Below are 20,058 nucleotides of genomic sequence, written 5' to 3'. Positions count from 1 at the left end.
GCTTTTATAAAAGCTTCTCTTTTTTCTTTTATCTAATTTCTATTCTCTTTTTATTAAAACTATCTTTGCGCTTTCAAATTAATAAAAAATGACTGACAACGTAAGAGTACGCTTTGCTCCTAGCCCAACAGGACCTTTACATATTGGTGGTGTAAGAACTGCTTTATTCAATTACTTATTTGCTAAAAAATATAACGGAACTTTTGTGTTACGTATAGAAGATACCGACCAAACTCGTTATGTAGCAAATGCTGAAAAATATATAATTGATGCTTTAAAATGGTGTAATATTCCTTTTGATGAAGGACCAGGAAATAATGAGAAGTTCGGACCATACCGTCAGTCAGAACGTAAAGAATTGTATAAAAAATATGCAATTGAATTAATTGAAAAAGGCTGGGCTTATTATGCTTTTGATACAGCAGATGCATTAGATGCACAAAGAAAGAATGATGAAGAAAACGGAAAAACGTTTATTTATAATTGGCACAATCGTGCTACGTTAGATAATTCATTGAATCTTTCTGATGACGAAATAAAAAATAAATTAGCATCAGGTACAAAATATGTTGTACGTTTTAAAACCCCGCAAGATGAAACCTTGTTATTACAAGACGAAATCCGTGGAACGATTAAAATTGATACTAATACGTTAGATGATAAAGTATTATTTAAGTCAGACGGAATGCCAACGTATCATTTAGCAAATATTGTTGATGATCATTTAATGGAAATAAGCCATGTTATTCGTGGTGAAGAATGGTTACCTTCTCTCCCACTTCACACTTTATTATATCGTGCATTTGATTGGGAAGCTCCAAAATTTGCGCACTTACCATTAATTTTAAAACCAGTAGGTAAAGGAAAATTAAGTAAACGTGATGGCGATAAATTAGGATTTCCTGTATTTCCTTTAGAATATACAAACGAGCAAACAGGTGATGTTTCTCGAGGTTATAAAGAAGATGGTTATTTTAACGATGCATTTATAAACATGTTAGCTTTATTAGGATGGAATCCTGGTACGGAACAAGAAATATTCTCTTTAGAAGGTTTGGTTGAAGCTTTCGATTTAAGTAGAGTTAGTAAATCTGGCGCTAAGTTTAGTCCAGATAAAACAAACTGGTTTAATCAACAATACTTACAACAGAAATCAAATAAAGAATTAACGGAATTATATACTGTTATTCTAAATGAAAAAGGAATCAATACAGATGCAGTTTTTACTGAAAAAGTAGTTTCATTAATAAAAGAGAGAGCTACGTTTGTTGCTGATTTTTGGGATTTATCAAGTTTTTTCTTTGTGAATCCTTCAGAATATGACGAAAAAGCATCAAAAAAGCAATGGAAAGATACTACTGGCGAGTTAATGCAAGAATTAACCACAGTTATCGATAAGATTGAAGATTTTACGATAGAAAATGCTCAAACTGATATTAAAGGTTGGATAACGGCTAAAGAAATTGGTTTTGGTAAAGTAATGCAACCATTACGTTTAAGTCTTGTAGGTAAATTAGCAGGACCTGATTTGTTTGATATTATGACAATGATTGGTAAAGAGAATACACTACAACGAATTAACAACGCGATTGCGAAATTATCATAAAAACAAAAATCCCGCTTTATTAAAGCGGGATTTTTGTTTTATATACTATTATTTTTAAAACTGATTATAATAACAAGAAGAAGAGTTTCCTCCACGATTAACACTTCCGGCATTATTCCAATTTAATTTAAAAACCAACCCTAAAGTTCCTTGAATATGTGAACGCATACTTTCGTAACTTTCAAGAGAATGTTTATAATATATTTGTGGGTTTATCCCTATTTTATCAGTTAACCAATAAATACCCCCAGCACCTATATTAGCAGTAGGCGTCATTTTGCGTTCAGAATCAACAATACTAGCACCTACAAATACATACGGACTAAATTTATTTAACACTGCATTAAAGTTATAACGCAACGAACCATCCATAGAAAAATAGTTAACAGAATTACTAATCACACCAATGTCATTAATTGTACTAAAAGACATTGCTCCGTCAATAGATAAACGTTCACCAATTGGCATTGTTATACTAATAACAGGTGTTTGAAAAAGATACTGATCTCCAATAAACGCAACATCACTCTCATTAAACTTAGTAACTCCCATTCCAATTCCTATTTGCCAAGAATCATTTAAATTTTGTGAAAATAAATTTATCGAGCAAAAAAGGATTGTAATTAGTAAAATTTTATTTTTCATAAGTGGGAGCGTTTATAATAATAACTTGATTAACTGCAATTTAGTATAAATGTTTTAAATAGCATTTACTTTTTTAATTGCAATTGTAAATGTATCCAAATCATTGTCGTTCATAACTAGGTGAACAGCTTCATCACAAACTTTCTCTACATTATCTGAAGAAAAATTTAAGGCAATGGCAGTTTTTTGCATTAATTTTATTTGTGCCATATCTATATGTTCATCAGCAAAAACCATTTTAGTTAAACGGTATAAACGCTCAATACGTTCGTCGTAACTTGCAGGTGGATTAACTGGAAACTTTTCTGGATTTTTTAAAATGATTGCATATTCCGTTTCATCAATATGTAATCTTTTTGCAGCCCTATCTAATAACTTTTGTTCACCTTCAGCAATAATACCATCTGACTTAGCAATTTTTACAACGCTGGCAAATTGCCCAATTTCTTGTTTGTGTTTTCCACTTGAATATAAATCTGATATTGACATTTTTTATGTTTTAATAATTAAAAATAACCTTTACTCTTTTATAGGGCAAAGATGAAAAAAAAGTTACGATAAACCTTTTACGAAAGTTAAGAAATAAAGATAAAACTTACTATTATTTTTTTTTATAATTTTAAGTGTTTATATAATTAATATCAATTAAAAACAGCGTCAGATAAACGATTTTAATACATTAAAAAAAACAACCTTACGGATTGCTTGGATGAGGTATGAAGAGCTATTAAAACATGATTTAAACATGTAATTTTAACATGAAGTTAATAAATATGGAAATTCATAAAACAATAAAATTATTTTTTAATTTATGTGTAGTTTTAGAAATGAAAAACTGAAAAAGTAATGGTTTACTATTCCTAGTCTTTATTTTTACAAATTATAAATGATAATTTTTTTACCTTCTTAATTTATAAGTTGCTTTTAAGTTTTAAAAACATATTAAATGAAAATACTTCATACTGCCGATTGGCATTTAGGTCATAGATTACATGAACAATCACAATTAGAAGAACAAACCTTATTTTTAAATTGGATTGAAAACTATATTATCGATCAAAAAATTGATGTATTATTAATTTCAGGAGATATATTTGATACCGGTTCACCATCTAACCAAAGTTTAGAGATGTATTACAGCTTTTTGGTAAAATTAAAAGTAACCAGTTGTAAATCTATTATTATTACTGGCGGTAATCACGATTCGCCAGGAACTTTAAATGCACCAAAACATATATTAGATGCATTGTCTATAAAAGTTGTTGGTAAAGCAACAGAAAATATTGAAGATGAAGTTTTTGAAATTCAAATAAACGACGAAAAAATTATTGTTGGTGCAGTTCCTTATTTGCGTGATGGAGATATTAGAAGAGCCGTAGCAGGAGAATCTTTTAATGAGCTTACAGATAAGTATAAAACAGCTTTAATTAACCATTATCAGTTAGTTGCAGCACAATGCGAATTAATAAATACAAGCAATGCACCCGTTATTGCAATGGGACATTTATTTGCAACAGGTGGTTCGGTTTCTGATAGTGAACAAAATATTTATGTTGGTACTTTAGGGCATATTGGTGCAGCAGATTTCCCTACATATTTTAATTACATCGCTTTGGGGCATTTACATAGACCACAAATAATTGGTGGAAATGACAAAGTAAGATACTCTGGTTCTCCAAATATTTTAAGTTTTAGTGAAATTAACTACGATAAAAAAGTACTGGTTTTAACTACCAAAAACAATGAAATAAATGCTATTGAAGATGTTGGGGTTCCACGTTTTAGAGAGTTTTATAAATTAACAGGAACCATGACCGAATGTATTGATGAGTTTTTGAATATTACTTCTAATTCATACAAATTAACACCTTGGGTAGAAATTGTTTTAAATGAAAATAACACCATAAATACAGAAGAGCTAAAAACAGCTGCTGAAAAACATTCCTTCGAAATATTAAAAACCTCTTTAAAAAAACAACGAAAAACACAAGGAATTGAAGAATTGCTAGAAAACACAAAATCGATTAAAGAATTATTACCAACCGAAGTTTTTAGGTTAAAATGCGAAGAAATGGATTTTGATTTAAAGGAAAATCCGGAAGTTTGGGATGCCTTTAATGAAGTATTACAAGTTGTTAAAAATCAATAATTATATATTGATATGAAAATATTAAAAATAGAATTACAAAATATAAATTCTTTAAAATCGGATACCCCTATTGTAATCGATTTTGAAAATGAGCAATTTAAAGATGTTGGTTTATTTGCCATTACGGGTTCTACTGGTGCAGGAAAAACGACTATTTTAGACGCTATAACGATTGCATTATATCATAATGTTCCACGTTTTAGTGGCACAAAAGGTTCGTTGATAGATGTGGTAAGTCACAGTGCAAATGATGCTTTTTCTAGAGTTACTTTCGAAAACAATAATTTTATTTATGAAGCTTTTTGGGGAATTAGAATTGCTGATAAATCAGGAAAAAAATATAAGAATGCCAAAGAAGAAGTAAGTTTAAAAAACTTAACGAACGATGTTATTATTGCCACTCAAAAACGAGCTTTAATTATAGAAGTTAATAAGGTAACTCAGTTAGATTATAATCAGTTTTTACGATCTGTAATGCTTGCTCAAGGTGATTTCGCTTCGTTTTTATCGGCCAAAGGGCCAGATAAAGGTAAGTTATTAGAGCAAATTACGGGTGAAGAAATTTATAAAAAAATTGGCCAAGGTGTTTTAGATAGAAAATCGAAAGAAGAAAAAAAATTAAAAGATATTCAAGCTAAAATTAATGCCGATGATGTTTTATCAACAGAAGAAAAAACAGCGCTAAAACAAAAAGATACGGCACTTACTTCGGATATTAATACGATCGAAAAAGAGTTAAAAGCTACGCAAGTTATAGCAGATTGGTATGTTCAGTTTGATAAATTAACTAAAGAGGCCAAAGAGTATGAAGAAGCTGTTAAAAGCATTGATCTTTATATAAAAAAGCATCAAACAGACTTAGATGCTTTGGCTTTAAATAAAAAAGCATCACCGTTTAAAGAACTTATTCAGGATTTAAATAGAACAGAAAAAGAACAACTTAAAAAAATAGCAACATTAAAAAATATTGATAACCAATTAGCACAACTAAAACCAACAATTGATGGTTTAGAAAAATTGGTTTTCACAGAAAAATTGCTGTTTGAAAAAGCAAATAAAGAATTTTCGGAATGGCTGCCAAAGTTCGAATTCATAACAAAACTAGACGGACAATTAAAAAATGAAGTAGCTCAAAAAGAAAAAAATACGCAACAACTTAAAGGATTAACCGAACAAGTAGAGCGTTTAAAAGAAGAAGAAAAAAGCATACTAAAAGAAATTACAGTAACGACGGTTAAAGTAGAAGAAATAGCTTTGTTTTTAAATGAAAACAAGTTTTTAAAAGAGGTTGCTGATAAAATTTCTAATTGGACACAAGAATTAACAACCTTAAAAGCTAGTAAACAATCTTTAAAGGAAGATGTAGACTTTGTAACGTTTAAAAAGAAAGAAGTTCTAAAAAACACGCATCTTTTAACTAGTCATGTTGAATTATTGGCTAAAAAATCAGCAGAAATTGCAACGGTAGAAAAAGAATATGTTCGCATTTCAGATGAATTAGCGAAAAAAGATTTTCAGCAACTTTTAAAGAATAAAGAAGAGTTACTGATACAAAAAGACAATTGGGAACAGTTTAAAAATATTTCTGAACAAACCCTTAAAACCAAAGCTGCACAAACGGAAATAGAAGCCGAGCAACACAAATTAGTAAACGCTTCGAAATTAATAGAAGAAGAGTTGAAGTTGGTGAAAATAGCTTTTGAAAATCAAGAAAAAGCAGTTAGTGATGCTTCAAAAATTTTAGATTTAGAAAAAAGCATTGCAAATTACGAAAGTGATCGCTTGCGATTAAAAGCAGGAGAACCTTGTGGTTTATGCGGATCTAAAGAACATCCGTTTGTAGATAATTCCAAAATAAATGAGGTTTCTAAAGCCGAATTAGAATTTAATTCAAGAACAACAAAACTACAGGAACTTTCAAGCTCTAAGAGTAGTTTAGAGGTGAAAAAAGCACAAACAATAACTGCAATTGACGGATTAAGTAAACAAAGAAAAGCGATTGTTTTATCGCTTGAAGATTTTAAATTATCAGCAAGTAAAATTAATATTCAGGGTGAATTAACCGATGTTGATAAAATAAAATCAACGTTAAAATCAACTTCAGAAGCGTTGATAGTTTTAAACAAAAACATAGAAATTGCTCAAAAATTACAAACAGCAAAAAATGAAGCTTCAGAGAAAATAAATATTTTAAAAGAAGGTTTAGGTACGTTAACAACATCGGTTGCTACCCAAAAAGAGCATATTAAAAACAGCACTACCGAGATTGAAACTAAAGAGCAAGCAATAGCGCGTTTAAATACAACTTGTAGTAATATAGAAAATGATTTAAGAATAAAACTGGCAAAATATAAGTATGTATTACCATCTGTTGAAACGATAGATGTTTTTATTCAAAATATAGAAGCATCTATTAGTAATTACAATAAAGAAGTTCAAGTTTTAAATACACTAACATCAGCACTTACTGTTTTAAATAATAATTTAAAAAACAATAAAAACCTGCAAGTAAAAGATGGTAAAACTTACCAAGAATACTATAAAAATAAAGAGGGAAATGATGTTAAAATAAAAGATTTTACTACAAAAAGAATCGCTATTTTACCATTAAATGTTACGGTTACTGATAAAAGAGAGCATTTGCAGTTGGTTGTTAATCAACTTACAGAAAAATTAGAAAATCATAAAAAAGATTTACAAAAGCATCTGGACATAAAAACTGAAACGGTAGCTTTAAAAACAAATACAGTTAAAGAACAAACGGAGCTAATTAAAGTTTTAACCAGCTTAACATCAAATTTAACGAGTGATTTAAAACTAAGTGATTTCACTACTAAAGAGGAAATTGAAAAAGCACTATTACCTAAAGAAGATATAGAAAAATACACGCAAAATAAAGAGCGTATTAAAGAAAATAAGATTACTCTTAAAACCAAAAAAGAAAGTAATTTGAAAGCTTTTGAAAACTTAAATAAACAACGAGATTTTGAAATTTCAGTAATAGAAAACAACGCTGTTTTAGAAGATTTATCAATAAAAAATAAAGGATTTTTAACCGAAAAAGGTAAAATAGTTGAAGCTTTTAGAAAAGATCAAGAAATAAGAAATCGAAATAAAGAAGTATCTAAAAAGATAGATGCACAAGCAAAAATTTGCGGTGTTTGGGCTGCATTATTTAAAGTTATAGGAAACTCTAAAGATGCGTTTAATGTGTACGTACAGCGTTTAACCTTAAAACATTTGTTAGATCTTGCCAATGTGCATTTGTATAAGTTGAATAAGCGCTATTCATTAAAAATGGAAGAAGCGTACAAACCTAAAGAAGAACTTAATTTTAATTTAATTGATCATTACCAAACAGATCAAGCAAGGTTGGTAGATACCTCTAGTGGTGGCGAAAAGTTTATTATCAGTTTAGCGCTGGCCTTAGGATTATCTGACTTGGCAAGTAAAAATGTAAAAATAGACTCCTTATTTATTGATGAAGGTTTTGGTACTTTAGATAGCAATACCTTAGAAACGGTAATTTCTACCTTAGAAACTTTACAAGCGCAAGGCAAAATGATCGGAATTATATCGCATGTAGAAAATTTAAAAGAACGTATTCCTACTCAAATTAAAATCACCAAAAAAAGCAACGGAATAAGTGTTGTTGATATCGTATAATAGCATTCAGATAAAGAATAAAACGCACTAAATACAAAGAAATAATACTCGTATATTTGCGTAAATTTTTTAAGGTTGAGCAAGCAAACTATTGTAAATCATTACCAACAATCAGGCAACGTAAAGCAGGTTGTAAATGCACTTCAACAAGAACAACACCATTTTCAAATAGCGAATTTGGTTGGTTCTTCGTTGTCTTTTGTTATTTCTGAAAGTTTTAAAAAAGCTGATAAACCCTATTTGTTAATTTTTAACGATAAGGAAGAAGCGGCCTATTATTTAAACGATTTAGAACAATTATTAGGCGATAAAAACGTGTTATTTTATCCGGGATCTTACCGAAGACCATATCAGATAGAAGAAACCGATAATGCCAATGTATTGTTGCGTTCTGAGGTTTTAAATCGAATTAATTCGCGCAAAAAACCTGCAATAATTGTAACCTACCCTGCCGCTTTATTCGAAAAAGTAGTTACTAAAAAAGACCTCGAAAAAAACACCTTAAAAATTACGGTTGGCGAAAATGTATCTCCCGATTTTGTAAACGAAGTATTGTTCGAATACAATTTTAATCGTGTAGATTTTGTTACCGAACCTGGTGAATTTTCCGTGCGTGGGGGAATAATCGATGTGTTTTCATTTTCTAATGATGAGCCTTATCGAATGGAGTTTTTTGGTGATGAGGTAGATAGTATTCGAACTTTTGATGTAGAAACTCAACTTTCTAAAGAAAAACTCAAGAAAGTTTCTATAATGCCGAATGTAGAAAACAAAACACTACAAGAAAGTAGAGAGAGCTTCTTAAAATACATCGCTTCTAAAACAGCGATTTTTGTAAAAAACAGCGATATTCTTACCGAAAATTTAGATAAGTTCTATAAAAAAGCAGAGTTATCGTTTAATGAACTATCTACAGATATAAAACACTCAAAACCATCAGAATTATTTTGTGATGGTGTATTAATTAGTAATCAGTTACAAGAATTTACAACCGTAAATTTTGGAAAGGTACGTCACGCTGAACTTGATTCAGCGTCGCATAAAGATGAGGTTCCGAAACAAGTTCGGAATGACGAAACGATTCGATTTAACACCCATCCTCAGCCATCTTTTAATAAAAAATTCGATTTGTTAATTCAGAATTTCAATGAATTTTCAGCAAAAGGATTTACCAATTACATATTCTGTTCTAACGATAAACAAGCACAACGATTCCACGATATTTTTGATGATAATGAAGCTGAGGTTTCTTATGAAACTATTGTGTTTCCGTTATATCAAGGATTTGTTGATTTAGAAAACAAAATTGTTTGTTATACCGATCATCAAATATTTGAGCGTTATTATAAATTCCGCTTAAAAAACGGTTACGAGAAAAAACAATCTATCACTTTACAAGAACTTACTAAGTTAGAAATTGGCGATTATGTAACGCATATCGATCATGGAATAGGAAAGTTTGCAGGATTACAAAAAATTGATGTTGAAGATAGAAAACAAGAAGCCATTAAACTTATTTATGGCGATCGTGACATTTTATATGTTAGCATTCATTCACTTCATAAAATATCGAAGTTTAATGGTAAAGACGGAAAACCACCTAAAATATATAAATTAGGTTCAGATGCTTGGAAAAAAGTTAAACAAAAAACCAAGGCAAGAGTAAAACACATTGCCTTTAATTTAATTCAGTTATACGCAAAGCGTAAATTACAAAAAAGGCTATGCTTTTGGTCCGGATACGCATATGCAACACGAGTTAGAAGCAAGTTTTATTTATGAAGATACGCCTGATCAGTTTACATCAACACAAGATGTAAAAGCAGATATGGAAAAAGCACAACCGATGGATCGTTTGGTGTGTGGTGATGTTGGTTTTGGTAAAACAGAAGTTGCTATTAGAGCTGCTTTTAAAGCAGTAGATAACGGAAAGCAAGTGGCTGTTTTAGTTCCAACTACTATCTTGGCTTTTCAGCACTTTAAAACCTTCACAGAGCGCTTAAAAGACTTTCCGGTTACCATAGATTATCTAAACCGTTTTAGAACCACAAAACAGCGTAATACAGTTTTAGAAGGTGTTACTAACGGAAGTGTAGATATTGTGATAGGAACACATCAATTAACTAACAAAAAAGTCAATTTTAAAGACTTAGGATTGTTAATTATTGATGAAGAGCAAAAATTTGGTGTTGCTGTAAAAGATAAGTTAAAAACGATTAAAGAAAATGTAGATACGTTAACCTTAACTGCTACCCCTATTCCACGTACGTTACAGTTTAGTTTAATGGCAGCACGTGATTTATCGGTAATAAAAACGCCACCTCCAAATCGTCATCCTATCGAAACTAGTGTAATCCGCTTTAGCGAAGAAACAATTCGTGATGCCATTTCTTATGAAATTTCTCGAGGTGGACAGGTATTTTTTATCCACAATAGAATCGAAAATATTAAAGAAGTTGCAGGTTTATTACAACGTTTGGTACCGAATGCTAAAATCGGCATTGGGCACGGACAAATGGAAGGTAAAAAACTAGAGGAATTAATGCTTGGTTTTATGAACAACGAGTTTGATGTATTGGTGTCTACTACTATTATCGAAAGCGGATTAGATGTACCAAATGCCAACACTATTTTTATAAATAATGCCAACAACTTCGGATTATCAGACCTGCATCAAATGCGAGGTCGTGTTGGGCGATCGAACAAAAAAGCATTCTGTAATTTTATTACGCCACCATTTCATATGATGACGGATGATGCACGTAAACGTATTGAAGCATTGGTGTTATTTTCTGATTTAGGAAGCGGATTAAATATTGCCATGAAGGATTTAGAAATTCGTGGTGCTGGTGATTTATTAGGTGGTGAACAAAGCGGATTTATAAATGATATTGGTTTTGATACGTATCAGAAAATATTACAAGAAGCTATTGTTGAGTTGAAAGAAAATGAATTTAAAGATTTATATCCGGTAGACGAAAATGTACCGAAAGAATATGTAAAAGAAGTTCAGATTGATACCGATTTTGAAATTCTTTTTCCTGATGATTATGTAAATTCTGTAACCGAAAGATTAAGTTTATACAACAAATTAGGAACCTTAACCGAAGAAAAAGAATTGGTAGAATTTGAAAGTCAAATTACCGATCGTTTTGGAGAATATCCAACACAAGTACAAGATTTATTAGACAGTGTTCGTATAAAATGGTTGGCCAAAGAACTTGGTTTAGAGAAAGTTATTTTAAAACAAAAACGTATGATTGGTTATTTTGTTTCTGATCAACAAAGCGGATTTTATCAAACACCAGCATTTACTAAAATGTTACAGTATGTTCAAAAGAACTCGAAAAGTTGTGTTATGAAAGAGAAGAAAACCAAAAACGGATTGCGATTATTAATCACTTTTATTAGAATTGATTCGGTAAATACAGCTTTAAAAATATTACAAAAAGTATAAAACGAACGTCATTGCGAGGCACGAAGCAATCTCTATAAGAAATACACAGATTACTTCACTTTGTTCGTAATGACGTGAACTAGAATATAAAAAGTGTCATTGTGAGGAACTAAGCAACCTATATCTAAATAAAAGATTATTTCATCATTTTACTATTCGTAATAAAGAAAAAATATAAAATGGCTTCAATATTTGGTCACGCATTAGCATCGTTTGCTATCGGAAAAGGATTTTCGAAATCGATTGTAAATTGGAAATTCCTTTTATTAGGCATTTGTTGTGCAATAGTACCAGATGCTGATGTAATAGGCTTTAGTTTCGGAGTTAAATACAGCAGTTTTTGGGGACACCGCGGCTTTTCGCATTCACTTTTATTTGCGTTCATTTTAGGGATTTTAATCACCTTAATATTTTACAGAAAAGAAATATTCACCAAAAAAGGTGCAGTTCTCATTTTATTTTTTACAATATGTACCGCTTCACATGCTATTTTAGATGCTTTAACAACTGGTGGTTTAGGAGTTGCATTTTTTTCTCCTTTCGATACGAGTCGGTATTTTTTTCCGTGGCGACCAATTAAAGTATCGCCTATTGGAATTGAACGTTTCTTTAGTGAAAGAGGTGTTAAAGTGCTTATGAGTGAGTTTATTTGGATTGGAATTTCGAGTATAATTTATATGTTAATTACAAGCTATTTTAAAAGAAGCAAAAAATAACCAATGCAAAATAATCATCTAAAAAATATATCAGGTTTACTTTTAGCAACACTTTTTATAAGTACATCGGGTGTTTTAGGTAAATATATAGCCATGCCATCAGAAGTAATTGTATGGTTTCGCTCTGCTTTTGCCATGGTATTTTTATATGGTTTTTGTCGATTTAAAAAAATAGATACTCAGCTAAAATCAACCAAACATGTGGTTCCGTTTATTATTAGCGGAATTTTCATGGCACTTCATTGGATTACCTATTTCTATGCCCTAAAACGATCGAATGTAGCTATCGGAATGTTGTCTTTATATACTTTTCCGGTAATGATTGCTTTTTTAGAACCCTTGTTTTTAAAAATAAAATTCAACCCTATATATCTTCTTTTAGGTTGCATGGTTTTATTAGGGATTTACACATTAGCGCCAGATTTTAATTTAGGAAGTAAGAATGTTCAAGGAATATTATTCGGACTCCTCTCTGCCCTATGCTACTCGATTAGAATCTTAATTTTAAAACAATATGTATTGCAATACAACGGTGTATTATTAATGTTTTATCAAACCTTAATAATTACAATATGTTTAGTACCTGTGTTGTTTTTTATGGATGTTTCTGGGTTTGAAAGCCAATATCCGTATGTATTATTGTTAGCATTGTTAACCACAGCAATTGGCCATAGTTTAATGGTACATTCACTACAGTTTTTTTCAGTATCCACTGCAAGTATTATCAGTAGTGTACAACCTATATTCGGAATCATTTTAGCTTTTATCTTTTTAAATGAAATTCCTACGTGGAACACTTTTATGGGCGGAAGCTTAATTTTAGCAACGGTTATTGTAGAAAGTATCCGAAGTAAAAAATAACATTGTTTATATTTACAAAAAAACAACTAACATGCGTACTCTTTTCTATTTCTTCTTTTTAACACTTTTAATTAGCTGCTCTTCAACACCCGAAGGAAAAGAATTATCAAACATTAAAATAGCGAGAGATGTATACGGAGTGCCACATATTATGGCAAAAACTGATGTTGAGGTTGCCTACGGATTAGCGTGGACACAATGTGAAGATGATTTTGTAACGCTACAAGAATTAATGGCAGCTTGTAAAGGAATGTTGGGGGAAATAAAAGGAAAAGATGGCTTGGTGGCAGATTTCGGAATTAAATTCATGGGATTAAAAGAAATTGCCGAAAAAAAATACGATACTGATGTTACTGGCGATTTTAAAAAATATTTAGAAAGTTTTGTTGATGGTGTAAACGCGTATGCAACGTTGCATCCAGAAAAAGTATTATTAGACGATTTATTTCCGCTTACAGGCGCTGATATTATTACTGGCTACCTATTGGGTAATTTAGAAGTTTCGCACGCAGGAGACGATCTAAAAAAGATTTTAGGTGGTACTATTATTAAAGATTTAAAAAGTGATGTTCCTAAAGGATCTAATGCTTTTGCCTTTTCTAAAAATAAAACTACGGACGGTAAAACGTATTTAGCCGTAAACTCTCATCAACCATTAGAGGGTTGGTATTCTTGGTACGAAGCGCACTTAATTTCTGAAGAGGGAATGAATATTTTAGGTGGAACATTTGCTGGCGGGATTTGTATTTTTCATGGAGCAAATGAGAATTTAGGTTGGGCACATACCGTAAATCATGCCGATTTTTCTGATGTTTATCAACTAGAAATGCATCCAGAAAAAGATGATTTTTATAAGTTTGATGAGGAGTGGATTGGGTTAAAAGAAAAAACATATTGGTCTTGGTTAAAATTTGGTCCTATAAAAGTGCCAATTTCAAAAACTATTTACGAAAGTAAATACGGCCCAACTTTTAAAACAGATGATGGTGTTTTTGCATGGAGATTTGTAGTTGGGAAATCGATAAAAATGGCAGAGCAATGGTTTAAAATGAACAAAGCTAGCAACTTTAAAGAGTTTAAAGAGGCTTTAGAAATGCGTGGAATTGCTGCCTTAAATATTGTGTATGCAGATAAAGAAGACAATATTTATTATGTAAGTAACGGTAGTTTTCCGGTAAGAGACCCTGCCTATGATTGGAGTAAAGTATTGCCAGGAAACACATCAAAAACATTGTGGGATAATACGTTGGTTCCGTTTGATAGTTTGCCGCAAGTTTTAAATCCTTCGAGTGGTTGGGTTTTTAATACCAATAACACGCCTTTTTCAGCAACCGATTCTATTAATAATTTTAAAGAAACCCCGTTGAATAAACAAATGGGCTATCAAATTACGGGAATGGAAAATAATAGAAGTTCTCGTTTTTTAGAGCTGATGCAAGAATACGATTCCATTTCATATGATGATTTTAAAACTATTAAGTATGATAATCAATATCCTAACAAAATGATGACCAGAACTGCGTTAAATTTAGAGGATTTAATGAATTTAAATCCGTCTGACTATCCAGATATAGCTGATGCAATTTTATTATTAAATACTTGGGATAGAAAAACGGATAAAACCAATAAAACAGCAGCTTTGTATATTTTAACTTGGATGCACTTAAATGAAAAAAGAAAACAAGAAGGGCGTGATGTTAGAAGAGGTTCTGTTACGTTAGAAGATTGTGTTTTCGGAATTACAAAAGCAAAAGAAGAGTTGTTAAAAAACTACGGTTCTTTACAAATAGAATTAGGCGAATTGCAAAGACATACAAGAGGAGATGTAAATTTACCAATAGGTGGAGCGCCAGATATTTTAGCAGCAATCTATTCTAAAAAAGTAAATGAAACCGACAAAACATATAGAGCTTTTGCAGGTGAATCTCATATAGAGTTAATTCGTTTTAGTGATAAAGGTACAGAAATAGAAACCATAAATTCATATGGGTCTAACGCAAATATTGGCGATAAACATGCAACTTCTCAAATGGAAGATTTTACCAATTATAAGCTAAAGAAAATGACATTAAATAAAGCTGAGGTTTTAAAAAATGCGGTAAAAATTTACTCTCCAATGCAAGTTTTTGAAGAGTAAATTTATATTAATATAATTTTTGCTGTTGCTGTATAATACTTTTCATAGTTACATCTTCGTAATTTCTACGAATAAAGGTTAAGGCATTGTCTAGTAATTCACCCATACCGTCACTATCTCTAAAATTTATATCGCCAGTAAGTTCAAAAATTTCAGATTTTAATTTTTCGATATTTTTAGGAATCGAAATGTTATCTGATTTCATTGCGGCAAGTAATCTATTTAAGCGAGAACGAGTAGCTAAAATTCTTTTTGCAACAATAGATCTTTCTTCTAATTGATATTGCTCTACCGATTCAGAATCTAATTTTTTAGTAACCAATTGCACCATCTTTAAGTTCTCTTTAAAAAACTGCGGATAATATACTTTAAACTTGCCTTCATAACATTGCTGATCAAAATCTATTGGACGTATTTTGTACACCACATTTTCAAAATCGTGCGTTGGCACTACTACATAATTATATGAACGCATATCGCCTAATAAACGAATCATACAACGTTCGTTAAACTTTACAAACTCTTTAGCTATTTGAGTTTTTTCTATTTCTAAACAATCATCAAGATAATCTTTTATAAAAACATCGCCAGGAATACCAGAAATATGCTCTTCAATTAAAGTGTCTTTATATACTAAGAAGTTTAAGTTGTATGGCGATAAAATATCTTCAATTTCTAAACCGTACACACGAGAAGCATCGGTTTTTTTAACGTAAAAATAGGTGTAGTTATCGTTTAAAATATTACGAACTTTTACTCTAAATGGCTGAGAGTTACCAAAGGTGCAAAAATCAACAGCATCAATATTTAAGTGTTTAATACCTGCATCTGAACCGTTAGAGTGTAAGATATTATATATTTTTTTTAAACTTAAATCTATTTCTTCTCGTTCAAATTCATTGTAATACACACGAACCCACAAAGTGTCATTATCATCTTTATCGTATACAGATATTGCTCCTTGAAAACGCAACAAATCATCATAAAAAATAGGAATTTGAATTGTTCTATTATGCCTTTTTAAATAAAGAGCAAGCTTTTTATTAATAGGATATGCAGGTTTTCTTTGGGATATTAATTTTTCTTCAGACATGCGTCAAAGGTACTAAATGGCAAACAATTTACCGGGCAAAGGTTTAATAATACCTTTAAGTTCCATTTCAAGTAACAAAGAAGATAATTTATAAACAGGAATATCACACTCTAAAGCAATTACATCTAACAGTTGTTTTCCTCTTAGTTGTAAAAAATCATATACTTTTTGCTCTTGCTCATTTAAATTAACAAATAATTGCTGTTGCACAGGATTGGTTGTTTTTGATTGCTGAATATCCCAGTTTAACATTTTTACAACATCATTTGCTGAGGTTAATAAATGCGCTTGGTTATTTTTAATAAGATTGTTACAGCCTTTGCTGTACAAATCGGTTGTTCTGCCAGGCAATGAAAAAACATCACGATTATAAGAATTTGCGATGTCTGAAGTTACTAAAGAACCTCCTTTTTCTGCAGATTCTAATATAATTGTAGCTTTAGAAATACCCGCAACAATACGATTTCGTTTTAGAAAATTTTCACGTAGTGGTTGTTCTTCATGCCAAAACTCAGTTATAAATCCGCCGTTTTTATGAACCTCGCTCATATATTTTTTATGTGTTTTCGGATAAATTTGTTCAAATCCGTGCGCTAGAACACCAATAGTTTGGAGGTTGTTTTTAATAGCTGCCTTATGGGCACAAATATCTACACCGTATGCAAATCCGCTAACAATTATCGGATTGTATGCTGATAAATCATCTATCAATTGCTTGCAGAAATCACGACCATAAGAAGTTATTTTTCGTGTACCTACAATCGAAATAATTTTTTTACTATTAAGATTTATATTCCCATCATGAAAAAATAAAATAGGTCCGTCGATACATTGTTTTAGGTTCTGAGGATAATCATCATCTAAAAAATAAGAATATTTAATGTTGTTTTTTTGAATATACTGCAGCTCCTCCTCTGCCCTTTTTAAGTTAGTAATATCAAATAATTGATTGGTAACATGAGATCCTATTCCGTTTATTTTTTGCAAAGAAGTTGCGGTTTCTTTAAACACCTGTTCTACATTACCAGTTGCAGAAATTAACTTTTTAGCTAAAATATCACCCACGTTTTTAGTGGCTTGTAATCTAAGAATAGCTAAGATTTTAGTTGATTTCATGAAGCAATAATTTGATTATCAATATACAAAAAAACTGTTGATAAAAATTATGTATAAATTACAAACTACTCAGCAAAAAAACTATATTTGTTATTATGACATTAGCCAACTACATAAACGATTTATTATACAGATACGATTGCGTAATTGTTCCTGAATTTGGAGGTTTTGTAACCAACAAAATAGGTGCTAAAATGAACGATGCTACGCACACATTTTATCCGCCTAAAAAGCAAATTACCTTTAATGCGTACTTGCAACATAATGATGGTTTATTGGCAAATCATATTGCTTCTAGTAAAAATATTTCTTTTGAAGAAGCGACAACTTTCATTGCAAATGCAGTTGTTGAGTGGAAAAAAGAAATAGCAACTAGTACAATTACAGTTGCTTCTGTAGGAACATTATCTTTAAACGAAGCAAAACAGGTTGTTTTTGAACCAAATGCTACACATAACTTTTTAGTAGCATCTTTTGGGTTATCAGAAGTTGAAGGTAATTCAGTAACAAGGTTTAAACAAGAAGTTAAACCATTGCCTATTGTTGAAGAAAAGGAAAATAAAATTCCAGTATTTTTAAAATATGCAGCAACAGCCGTAATTTTATTAGGAGTTAGTTATGCTGGTTGGAATGGTATTCAGTATCAATCTGAAAATGAATTATTAGCAGATCAGCAAAAATTAGCGACCAAGAAAATACAGTCGGCAACTTTTGTAATCGACAACCCATTACCGGCTATTAATTTAAATGTATCAAAATCTAAAGAAAATAATTTTCATATTATTGCTGGTGCTTTTCAGGAAGTTAAAAATGCCGAAAATAAATTAGCAGAATTACAACAACTTGGTTATGATGCTAAAATAATAGGGCTAAATAAATTTGGATTAACTCAGGTTACATTTACAAGTTTTAACTCTAAAGAGGAAGCTCGTAAAGAGTTAGCGTTGATTCAGCAAACTGTAAGCGCCGATGCTTGGTTATTGATTAAATAATCGGCTTTTAAATAACTTGTTTTTAGCTTTATTTATATCTTTGCATCAAAATTTAACTGATGACAGCTAAAACACCACAACAATCACTAACAGTACTTACCGACCTTGTTTTACCAGGAGAAACTAATTATTTAGACAATCTTTTTGGTGGAGAATTATTAGCTCGTATGGATAGAGCTTGTAGTATTGCTGCACGTCGTCATTCTAGAAGAATTGTGGTTACCGCTTCTGTAAATCATGTTGCTTTTACCAAATCGGTTCCTGTAGGAAGTGTTGTTACGGTTGAAGCAAAGGTTTCGAGAGCTTTTAAATCATCAATGGAGATATATGTTGATGTTTGGATTGAAGATCGTCAATCTGGTGAAAAAACCAAGGTAAATGAAGGGATTTACACGTTTGTTGCTGTAGATGAAACAGGTAAGCCTGTACCGGTTGCTCAAATTAATCCAGAAACTGAATTAGAGCAAAAACGTTACGATGGCGCTTTACGTAGAAAGCAATTAAGTTTGGTCTTAGCGGGTAAATTAGACCCTAAAGATGCTACTGAGCTTAAGGCGTTGTTTTTAGGATAAAAACAGCTTAAATCTCATCTATTTCGCCGTTTTCGGATAAGAAAATGGCGACTGCTTTTGTTTTTTCGAATTGAGAAAAGATAATAATCATAATTACGGTAATTGGTACACTTAAAATCATACCTGTAACGCCCCATATTTTTCCCCAAACAGCTAAAGATAATATTGTTACTAGCGGACTTAAGTTTAGTGATTTTCCAAATAATTTTGGTTCTATAATATTACCAACCACTACTTGTACAGAACCTACAGCAATTAATACAATTAAGAATGGTGTAAATTCACCAAACTGAATTAAACTAAAAGTTGCCGGAAAAATAGTAGCTACCAACGAGCCTATTGTTGGTATATAATTTAGTAAAAAGATTAAAAATGCCCAAAACGGCGCACTATCTACACCAACAATTAGCAAAACAGTATAACTTAAAAAACCAGTAAGTAAGCTTACATATGTTTTTAAGCGAAGGTAATTAGAAATAGAAAACTCAATTTTATCTAGCATAAATTTCATGTTAGTGTACTTATCGTCTTTATCTTTAAAAACTTTTACAAGCTTCTTTTTAAAACTACTTTCTTCTAAAAAGATAAATAAAGCGTAAATTATTATCATAAAAGTATCTCCTAATAAACTACTAATTCCGTTTGCAATATCCCCTAAAAAAGAGCCGTAATTAAAATCACCTATTACAGATTTTACCGATTTAATAATATCAATATGAAAATAGGCATCTAAACTATTAATAATAGCATCAATATTGGGCTCGTATTTAGAGTAAGATGTTGTTAAATCAGATATACTATTTGTAATAATTCCCGATACAAAACCAAAGCTTAAAACAATAAAAGTAAATACTAATATATTACTTAACCAAATAGGTATATACTTTTTAGCAAGTGGTATTTTGTATATAGTTTTACGTATTTCACGTGTTAAAAACCAAAAAAGTAAAGCAAAAACAAATGGAATTAAAATTCCTTTACCAATAACCAATGCGGCTATAATTACAACAATAACTATGATGAAATTTGCAGGGTTTTTCATTGATTT

Annotated in this window: 13 protein-coding genes and 1 pseudogene; 9 read left to right on the top strand and 5 right to left on the bottom strand. The window is 30.9% G+C overall.

The features are described 5' to 3' along the window. The first annotated feature begins 88 nt into the window (after positions 1-88). Complete coding sequence (gene gltX / locus RRF68_RS09175) at positions 89-1,606, top strand: glutamate--tRNA ligase (protein ID WP_315944161.1); 1,518 nt, start codon at positions 89-91, stop codon at positions 1,604-1,606. Between the two features lie 54 nt (positions 1,607-1,660). Here the strand turns inward: gltX and RRF68_RS09170 are convergent, their stop codons facing one another. Beyond that, positions 1,661-2,251 carry a hypothetical protein gene (locus RRF68_RS09170; protein ID WP_315944160.1) on the bottom strand — a complete coding sequence of 197 codons (591 nt, stop codon included), beginning with the start codon at positions 2,249-2,251 and terminating at the stop codon, positions 1,661-1,663. 54 nt (positions 2,252-2,305) lie between these two features. Then, on the bottom strand, positions 2,306-2,740 hold the full coding sequence (locus RRF68_RS09165; protein ID WP_218771827.1) for a TerB family tellurite resistance protein: 435 nt from the start codon (positions 2,738-2,740) through the stop codon (positions 2,306-2,308). A gap of 457 nt (positions 2,741-3,197) precedes the next feature. Between RRF68_RS09165 and sbcD the strand changes: the two genes are divergently transcribed. The 6 genes and pseudogenes from sbcD (at position 3,198) to RRF68_RS09135 (ending at position 15,237) form a co-directional block, all read left to right on the top strand. Beyond that, positions 3,198-4,400 carry an exonuclease subunit SbcD gene (sbcD, locus tag RRF68_RS09160; protein WP_315944159.1) on the top strand — a complete coding sequence of 401 codons (1,203 nt, stop codon included), beginning with the start codon at positions 3,198-3,200 and terminating at the stop codon, positions 4,398-4,400. Positions 4,401-4,412: 12 nt separating this feature from the next. Further along, entirely contained in the window at positions 4,413-8,066 is a 3,654-nt protein-coding gene (locus RRF68_RS09155) for an AAA family ATPase (RefSeq protein ID WP_315944158.1), read from the top strand. A 75-nt stretch (positions 8,067-8,141) separates the two neighbouring features. Further along, positions 8,142-11,523, top strand: a pseudogene (gene mfd / locus RRF68_RS09150) (transcription-repair coupling factor). A 179-nt stretch (positions 11,524-11,702) separates the two neighbouring features. Then, positions 11,703-12,239, top strand: a complete 537-nt coding sequence (locus tag RRF68_RS09145) for a metal-dependent hydrolase (protein ID WP_315944157.1) — start codon at positions 11,703-11,705, stop codon at positions 12,237-12,239. Positions 12,240-12,242: 3 nt separating this feature from the next. Then, complete coding sequence (locus tag RRF68_RS09140) at positions 12,243-13,100, top strand: DMT family transporter (protein WP_315944156.1); 858 nt, start codon at positions 12,243-12,245, stop codon at positions 13,098-13,100. Between the two features lie 31 nt (positions 13,101-13,131). Then, the gene (locus RRF68_RS09135) at positions 13,132-15,237 is read left to right on the top strand and encodes a penicillin acylase family protein (protein ID WP_315944155.1); all 2,106 of its coding nucleotides are present in this window, start codon (positions 13,132-13,134) and stop codon (positions 15,235-15,237) included. Between the two features lie 7 nt (positions 15,238-15,244). Here the strand turns inward: RRF68_RS09135 and RRF68_RS09130 are convergent, their stop codons facing one another. Next, positions 15,245-16,330 carry a hypothetical protein gene (locus RRF68_RS09130; protein WP_315944154.1) on the bottom strand — a complete coding sequence of 362 codons (1,086 nt, stop codon included), beginning with the start codon at positions 16,328-16,330 and terminating at the stop codon, positions 15,245-15,247. Positions 16,331-16,342: 12 nt separating this feature from the next. Beyond that, positions 16,343-17,446: a DNA-processing protein DprA gene (gene dprA, locus RRF68_RS09125; RefSeq protein ID WP_315944153.1), complete on the bottom strand. Its 1,104-nt coding sequence runs from the start codon at positions 17,444-17,446 to the stop codon at positions 16,343-16,345. A gap of 95 nt (positions 17,447-17,541) precedes the next feature. On the opposite strand from dprA, the gene RRF68_RS09120 reads away from it, so the two are divergent. Further along, a complete protein-coding gene (locus RRF68_RS09120; RefSeq protein WP_315944152.1) occupies positions 17,542-18,438 on the top strand; it encodes an SPOR domain-containing protein in 897 nt (298 codons plus the stop codon). A 59-nt stretch (positions 18,439-18,497) separates the two neighbouring features. Continuing rightward, entirely contained in the window at positions 18,498-19,010 is a 513-nt protein-coding gene (locus RRF68_RS09115; RefSeq protein ID WP_218771817.1) for an acyl-CoA thioesterase, read from the top strand. Between the two features lie 7 nt (positions 19,011-19,017). On the opposite strand, the gene RRF68_RS09110 is transcribed toward RRF68_RS09115, so the two are convergent. Next, positions 19,018-20,052 (bottom strand): AI-2E family transporter, encoded by a 1,035-nt coding sequence (locus RRF68_RS09110; protein WP_218771816.1) that lies wholly within the window; start codon positions 20,050-20,052, stop codon positions 19,018-19,020. Between the last annotated feature and the right edge of the window lie 6 nt (positions 20,053-20,058).

The sequence above is a fragment of the Tenacibaculum sp. HL-MS23 genome, from assembly GCF_032463465.1.
GTDB classification, from domain to species: Bacteria; Bacteroidota; Bacteroidia; order Flavobacteriales; family Flavobacteriaceae; genus Polaribacter; species Polaribacter bernardetii.
The sequence above is the reverse complement of the archived record's forward strand: the minus strand, read 5'-3'. Positions and strand labels throughout refer to the sequence as shown.